Source organism: Lactobacillus sp. A27 (genome assembly GCF_016742815.1).
GTDB lineage: Bacteria > Bacillota > Bacilli > Lactobacillales > Lactobacillaceae > Lactobacillus > Lactobacillus gallinarum.
Map to the genome: position 1 here is coordinate 50,701 of NZ_JAEHNT010000048.1, position 7,382 is coordinate 58,082.

The following is a 7,382-nucleotide window of genomic DNA, read 5'->3' on the forward strand; positions in this document are numbered from 1 at the left end:
AGTCGATTGACTAGCCGTTTTTTGTATTAGGTGAAAAACATGGCAAAATACTTATCTTTTGATATTGGCGGCACAAATTTGAAATATGCCTTGATTGATGAAGAAGGAAAAATTTTTGAAAAAGACAGAATAGAGACGAATACAGAAAGTCTTGCTGCGTTTATGCAGTCAATTTATCAAGTAGCAGATAAATATCGAGGACAGTTTAAGGGAATTGCTGTTTGCGCACCAGGTAAGATTGATACTAAGCACAAAGTTATTTATTTTGGTGGTGCTCTGCCATTTCTTGATGGGCTGAATTTACAAGAAACTTTAGGCAAAAAATATCAGGTACCGGTTAGCGTAGAAAATGATGGTAAAGCTGCGGCTTTAGCAGAGCAATGGCATGGTGAATTACATGATGTAGCTGATGGCGTCGCTATTACTCTAGGAACTGGCGTTGGTGGTGGGATAGTAGTTAATCATCGAGTCGTTCATGGTTGGACATTTCAAGCAGGAGAGCTTAGCTGGATGATTACTAACGCTGGAATAGGCGCCAAAAATATGGCAGCATATACTGGTTATACCTGTTCAGCGGTTAATATGATTAAAAAAATCAATTTAGCGTTAGGTAATGTTTCGAATCTAGATGATGGTGTAGCAGCTTTTAAAGCGATTAATGAAGAAAATTTACGTGCATTGGCAATCTTTCAACGTTATTGTCGCAATGTGGCTATCACGATCATTAATATCCAAACTATCATTAATGCTTCCAAATTTGTAATTGGCGGTGGAATTAGTGCACAACCAGTCTTAATTGAAGAGATTAATAATCAATTGCATAAAATTTTAGAAAATAATCCAATGATTGGTAAGCAAATGATTGCTCCACCCGTAGTAGCCGCAAAGTATGGTAATGATGCCAACTTATATGGGGCTTTATATGCGTTGCTACTTGAATTGAAAGAAAAAAAGCAAACAAAAATGGACTAGTTTTTGGCTAGCCCATTTTATTAATTAAATTTATTCATTTTTAGATAAAGCTTTAGCAATACTTACGCTTGCTGCGGCGATGCTGACGACCATACCAGTCTTGCATCCTGTCTTCACAATATCCTTAATTAAGTCCTTGTTGTCATGAATGAAATCAAATGATAGCTTAGTATAATCCATGCAATAACCATGAATAGTATTCATTAAGTCTTTGACTTGTCTGTAGCCACTTTTTTCGACATGTTCAATCTCGTCTTCGGGATTAATTTGAGTTCTTACGTTTGTATTTAAATCGTCATTATTCATAACAGATACCTCTTTTCTATATAAATCTATTTTACCTCTTACGAGGCTTTCTTAAGTATCTTAATGCTCCATTTTTGACGTATTTTTGGAATTGTTCATAAAGGGGATCAAAAATTTGCGGTTGATCTTCGTCATGTGAAAGCATGGTCTTAGGGAAGAAGAAGCGCTCATCACCTTGGAAAGTACCATTTAATGCTCGAACTAAAGGACTAAGCTGGGATAATTCGATTAAACTGCCATCATCTTGCATGATTTCAATTTGACTATTAGCATTTTTACCTGATGGCTTATAAGCGTCATAAGGCTCGTCAAAAGCAGAATTAGTGGCAGTGTAGTAATCTGGATTGAATCCTGTTTGCTTAATAATATTTCTCAGTTTAGGCAATAGATTTTTAGTTTCTTCGTCAATTCTTACACTAGCAAAAGGTTTTCTGTATAAGTATCTTTTAGCTAAATCTGATAAAATAGGATCCTGCGCTTCAGTCCACATTAAAAAGTTTGTTTCCATGACGCCATCATCTAAATTAAGATAATCATCAAGAGTCCAATTCCCTTCTAAAAAGCTAGCTAGACTAGAAGTAACTTTTAAATTGCCCTTTTCGTAAATATCTTTTGCACGTTCAAGTAAATGCTGTAAAATAACCTCCATGGAACGGCCTACGCGGTGGAAGTAAACTTGTTGGTACATCTGATAGCGAGAGACTATATAATCTTCAACGGCATGCATACCGTTGTTAGTGAAACAAATTCCGTTTTGATAAGGTCTGATAACGCGTAAAATGCGGGATAAATCAAATCGACCATAGTTAACGCCTGTAAAGTATGCATCTCGTTGCAAGTAATCCATTCTGTCCGCATCAGCTTGACTAGAGATCATCTTAACTACTTGTGGATTAGGATAAGTTTTAGCAATTATGCTAGCTACCAATTCAGGAAAATTAGGTGCAACCTGTTTTAAAGCCTTGTTGATTTCAGTATTAGGATCTGTAATGATCTTTTGTCCAATTTTTTCATGATTAGTATTAAATAAATGTTCAAAAGTATGAGAATATGGACCATGGCCAATGTCGTGAAGTAAGCCTGCACATTCAACTAATAAGCGATTATCATCATTCCATAGACCATCACCTGGTGTGATAGAAGGATATTTTTTTGCAAAAATATCACAAATTCTTCTAGTAAGTTCATATACACCTAGATTATGTTCAAACCGGGTATGAGTAGCACCTGGAAAGATGTAGTTAACAGGTCCCAACTGCTTAATTCTGCGCATGCGTTGAAATTCCTTGGCCTTAACAACGTCTAGGACAACTTTATCTTCGATATGGATATAACCGTGAACAGGGTCACGGAGCACAACTTCTTGTTTTAATTTTTCACTTTGAAATCTTGCCATAAAAACCACCAAGCTTGATAATTTAATTTTTTGAATTATATACTAAAATAGATTGTAACCACATAAAATTATAGCAAATATCAACCAAGAGTGTTCAATGAAAGGGATGAGGATATGGCAGCAATTACGGTTAATTTGACTAGTAAAATTACACAAGATGATGAAACAGAAACTTTTACTAAAGTAGCCTCAGGCCAGCTAGAAGAAAATAATGGTGTAATTCGTGTATCTTATAAAGAAGAGGGCACCATTCTTGTTAAAATGTTGTTGAAAGAGGATGAACTCATAATTAAGCGCGGGGTAGATAATAACAACTATTCTTTGATGAAATTTGTTCCTGGTGAGAAAGTTAATTGCCGCTATGTTGTTGAAGGACGACAAATGGATATGACTAGTGTGACAAATTTGCTTGAATATAAAGAGCAAGCAAGTTCACATCAACTTCGGCTTGAATATGACCTCTTTAATGGACTATACTTAATAGGTAACTATGCAGTCACGTTGATTTTTACTTAAACGCCTAGTAGAATAGTAAAGATTGTAAAAGAGAGGACGTACAGCTGTGGGATTAGACAAATTTAAAGACAAAAACCGCGATGAATTATCAATGATCGAAGTTGCACGAGCAATTTTGGAAGATAATGGTAAGAGAATGGCATTTGCCGATATCGTTAATGCCGTACAAAAATACTTGAATAAGAGTGACGAAGAAATTCGTGAACGTTTGCCACAATTTTATACTAATATGAATACTGATGGTGAATTTATCTCTATGGGTGAAAATGTATGGGCACTTCGTACTTGGTTCCCATATGAATCAGTTGATGAAGAAGTTAACCACCCAGAAGATGAAGAAGAAGACGATGCACGTAAGCACCATAAGAAGGTTAACGCATTCTTAGCAAGCGCTACTGGTGATGATGATATTATCGATTATGATAATGATGATCCAGAAGACGATGATTTAGACGCTACTGCTGACGATAGCGATGACGATTATGGTGATGATGATTCTGAATACGATGAAGATAATGACGATACAGATGACGTATTGCCAGACGGAATTGAAGGTCAATTATCACAATTAAACGATGATGATGACGACGAAGATAATTAATTTGCTTGACTTAAGAGAAAAAAGCAGATAGTATTTTTGTTGGGCACCCTATGTGCGTTTAGCTCCCTAACAAGGGAGCTTTTTTGTTTAAAGGATAAGTTAAAAAGGAGCAAATAAATGACAAAATATGTTTTCGTAACTGGCGGTGTCGTATCTTCACTTGGTAAGGGTATTACTGCATCAAGTTTAGGTCGACTTCTTAAAAATCGTGGTTTAAAAGTAACCATGCAAAAGTTTGACCCATACATTAACATTGACCCAGGAACAATGAGTCCTTACCAACACGGTGAAGTTTATGTTACCGATGACGGTACAGAGGCTGACCTTGACTTAGGTCACTATGAAAGAATTGTTGATGTTAGAACAAGTAAATATTCTAATGTAACTACTGGTAAGATTTACCAAGAAGTTCTTGAAAAAGAACGTCGCGGTGACTACAACGGTGCTACTGTACAAGTAATTCCACATATTACTGATATGATCAAGAAGAAGATCATGCGTGCAGCTCTTACTACTGATTCAGACGTTATTATTTCTGAAATTGGTGGTACTGTTGGTGATATGGAATCAACTCCATTCATGGAAGCTATTCGTCAAATGCGTCGTGAAGTTGGTGAAGAAAATGTAATGTACATTCACTGTACTTTAGTTCCACTTCTTCACGCAGCTCATGAAATGAAGACTAAGCCAACTCAACACTCAGTTGCTGAACTTCGTAGCATCGGTATTCAACCTAACATGCTTGTTCTTCGTGCTGAACAACCAATTGATCAAGAACACAAAAACAAGATTTCAACTTTTACTGATGTTCCTGTTGATCGAATTATCGAATCCATTGATGCTCCTTCATTATTCGATGTGCCTTTGGCATTTCAAAAGCAAGGTATGGACCAAAAAGTTTGTGATTTCTTACATATTGAAAGTCCAAAGCCAGAAGCAGATATGAAAGCTTGGAAGAAGCTTGATGAACGTGCTAAGAACTTGAAGCACCACACTAAGATTACTTTGGTTGGTAAGTATGTAGAACTTGAAGATGCTTACATCTCAGTAACTGATGCTTTGCAACATGCTGGTTACCTTTACAACACCAAGATTGATGTAGATAAGGTTCAAGCAGAGGATATTACTGACGATAACATTGCTAAGATCATGGAAGGCTCTGATGGCTTAATCGTACCTGGTGGTTTTGGTACTCGTGGTCTTGAAGGTATGATCACTGCTATTAAGTATGCTCGTGAAAATGATATTCCATTCTTGGGTATTTGCTTAGGTATGCAAATGGCTAGTGTAGAATTTGCACGTGACATCTTGAATCTTGAAGATGCTAATACTACTGAAGCAGAACCACATTGTAAGAACAATATTATCGATATCATGGCTGATAAGCGTGATGAAGAAAATATTGGTGGTACCTTGCGTTTAGGTCTTTACCCAGCTGCTCTTAAGAAGGGTACTAAGACTCGTGAAGCTTACGATGATCAAGATGTAATTCAAGAACGTCACCGTCACCGCTTTGAATTTAACAACAAATATCGTGAAGCATTTGAAAAAGCTGGTATGGTATTCTCAGGTGTATCACCAGATAATCATTTGGTTGAAATCATTGAATTGCCAAAGAAGAAGTTCTTTATTGCAGCTCAATACCACCCAGAATTTTTGAGTCGTCCACAACGTCCAGAAGGATTATTTAAATCATTTATCGGTGCAGCTAGTGGACTTCCAGCACAAGAATTTTAATGAATAATCACTTGAATTATACAAAATCTTAAGAAAACAAGAGTTGAGGGACCTCGGCTCTTGTTTTTTTCTCAAATTTCCTTTAACATTATTATGATTAATTGAAAGTAAAAGAAAAGGATTTGTTTTCGCCAATGAAGCAGATGATTATTCATGGTGGAAAGCCTCTACAAGGTGACGTTTGGATTGGTGGCGCAAAGAACTCTACAGTTGCGCTCATTCCAGCATCGATTTTGTCAAGAACACCAGTAACTTTGGAAGGCGTCCCAAGGATTGCTGATGTTGTCAACTTAATGGATTTATTAAGCGAGATGGATGTACATTGTGATTTTGGAGAAACCACATTACGTATTGATCCAGAGAATATTAAGATGAGTCCATTACCAGCTGGTAAGATTAAGAGTTTGCGTGCATCGTATTACTTCATGGGTGCGCTTCTCGGTCGTTTTGGCAAGGCAGTAGTAGGCTTCCCTGGTGGTGACGATATTGGACCACGTCCTATTGACCAACATATTAAGGGCTTTGAAGCTCTAGGCGCCAGTGTAAAAAATGAAAATGATCAAATTGTAATTACAGCACCAGAAGATGGATTGCATGGGGCAAAAATCCATTTGAAAATGCCGTCTGTTGGTGCAACGATGAATATTATTATGGCCAGTGTAACTGCACAAGGCCAAACTATTATTGAAAATGCAGCCAAAGAACCAGAAATTATTGATTTAGCGACCTTTTTGAACAATATGGGCGCAGTAATTCGTGGTGCCGGAACTGATTCTATCAGAATAGAAGGTGTGGATATGCTTAAAGCACAAATTCCACATACAATTATTCCTGATCGAATTGAAGCAGGTACTTATGTTTCCTTGGCTGCTTGCATTGGTAATGGTATTCGCATTCATAATATTATTGAGGAGCACCTGGATTCTTACTTAGCCAAGGTAGAAGAAATGGGTGTAGTAATTGACGCAGATGAAGATTCACTTTATGTTTACCCAGCAGGGGACTTAAAGATGGTACAAGTAAAGACAGACGTGTATCCTGGCTTTGCGACTGATCTTCAACAGCCAATTACACCGCTTCTTTTAACTGCTAAATCAGGTGAAGGCGTAGTAATCGATAATATTTATCCAAAACGTAATGGTCATATTCCACAATTACAGAAGATGGGTGCCGATATTAAAGTTGAAGATAATATTATTTTGGCTCATCCAACTAAGCAACTTCATGGAGCTGAAGTAACAGCTGGTGAAATTAGAGCGGGAGCTTGCTTAATGATTGCCGGATTAATGGCAAATGGTACTACTGTAATTGATAAGGCTGGCAATATTTTGCGCGGATATGATCGTGTACAAGAGAAGCTTCGTCAACTTGGAGCTGATGTCACAATTAAAGATGATCCGAGTGAACCTGGTATATTAGACAATATCTAGTTAAAAAGCATATTCGAGTAAGAATATGCTTTTTTAATTTGTTACAATGAAAGAGGTTACATAAAAAGCAAAAGGATATAAGGAAAGTAAAATGGATTTAAAAAATAAAAAAGTGGCTTTTTTTGATATGGATGGAACGCTAGTTGATAGTGAGAGATTATATTTCCAGACACGTAAAGAAGTATTGGCAAAATATGGTTTTGATTATCAAAAATCCGAGAATAATAAACTATTGGCAACCGGTTTTGAGCCTACATTGAGATATTTACAACAAAAAACTGGTGATAAAGTATTAGGACAAAAGATTTTTGATGAAGCCTTGGCTTTATTTAATGAAAAACGCCCGAAAATCCCCGTATTTTAATGCGGGGATGGATAGGACCAAGCTGACCTAGCAGTCAGCTTTTTTATTAAAAAAATAGAG

At 36.8% G+C, this 7,382-nt stretch carries 8 protein-coding genes; 6 read left to right on the forward strand and 2 right to left on the reverse strand.

All coding sequences use genetic code 11. From position 1 onward, the window contains the following. Positions 1-39 precede the first annotated feature (39 nt). On the forward strand, positions 40-972 hold the full coding sequence (locus JEM49_RS07005; RefSeq protein ID WP_201874360.1) for an ROK family protein: 933 nt from the start codon (positions 40-42) through the stop codon (positions 970-972). A 30-nt stretch (positions 973-1,002) separates the two neighbouring features. Here JEM49_RS07005 and JEM49_RS07010 read toward each other — a convergent pair whose 3' ends face one another. Further along, complete coding sequence (locus JEM49_RS07010) at positions 1,003-1,278, reverse strand: hypothetical protein (protein WP_025005723.1); 276 nt, start codon at positions 1,276-1,278, stop codon at positions 1,003-1,005. A 31-nt stretch (positions 1,279-1,309) separates the two neighbouring features. Beyond that, on the reverse strand, positions 1,310-2,674 hold the full coding sequence (locus JEM49_RS07015; protein WP_201874362.1) for an HD domain-containing protein: 1,365 nt from the start codon (positions 2,672-2,674) through the stop codon (positions 1,310-1,312). 114 nt (positions 2,675-2,788) lie between these two features. Here JEM49_RS07015 and JEM49_RS07020 point away from each other — a divergent pair, with 114 nt between their 5' ends. The 5 genes from JEM49_RS07020 (at position 2,789) to JEM49_RS07040 (ending at position 7,322) form a co-directional block, all read left to right on the forward strand. Continuing rightward, complete coding sequence (locus JEM49_RS07020) at positions 2,789-3,190, forward strand: DUF1934 domain-containing protein (RefSeq protein ID WP_056945556.1); 402 nt, start codon at positions 2,789-2,791, stop codon at positions 3,188-3,190. Positions 3,191-3,236: 46 nt separating this feature from the next. Next, a complete protein-coding gene (rpoE, locus tag JEM49_RS07025; RefSeq protein WP_056945557.1) occupies positions 3,237-3,791 on the forward strand; it encodes a DNA-directed RNA polymerase subunit delta in 555 nt (184 codons plus the stop codon). A gap of 117 nt (positions 3,792-3,908) precedes the next feature. After that, positions 3,909-5,528 (forward strand): CTP synthase, encoded by a 1,620-nt coding sequence (locus JEM49_RS07030; protein WP_087235736.1) that lies wholly within the window; start codon positions 3,909-3,911, stop codon positions 5,526-5,528. A gap of 134 nt (positions 5,529-5,662) precedes the next feature. Then, positions 5,663-6,958: a UDP-N-acetylglucosamine 1-carboxyvinyltransferase gene (locus JEM49_RS07035; RefSeq protein ID WP_056945558.1), complete on the forward strand. Its 1,296-nt coding sequence runs from the start codon at positions 5,663-5,665 to the stop codon at positions 6,956-6,958. Between the two features lie 91 nt (positions 6,959-7,049). Continuing rightward, positions 7,050-7,322 carry an HAD hydrolase-like protein gene (locus tag JEM49_RS07040; RefSeq protein WP_239464587.1) on the forward strand — a complete coding sequence of 91 codons (273 nt, stop codon included), beginning with the start codon at positions 7,050-7,052 and terminating at the stop codon, positions 7,320-7,322. Positions 7,323-7,382 lie beyond the last annotated feature (60 nt).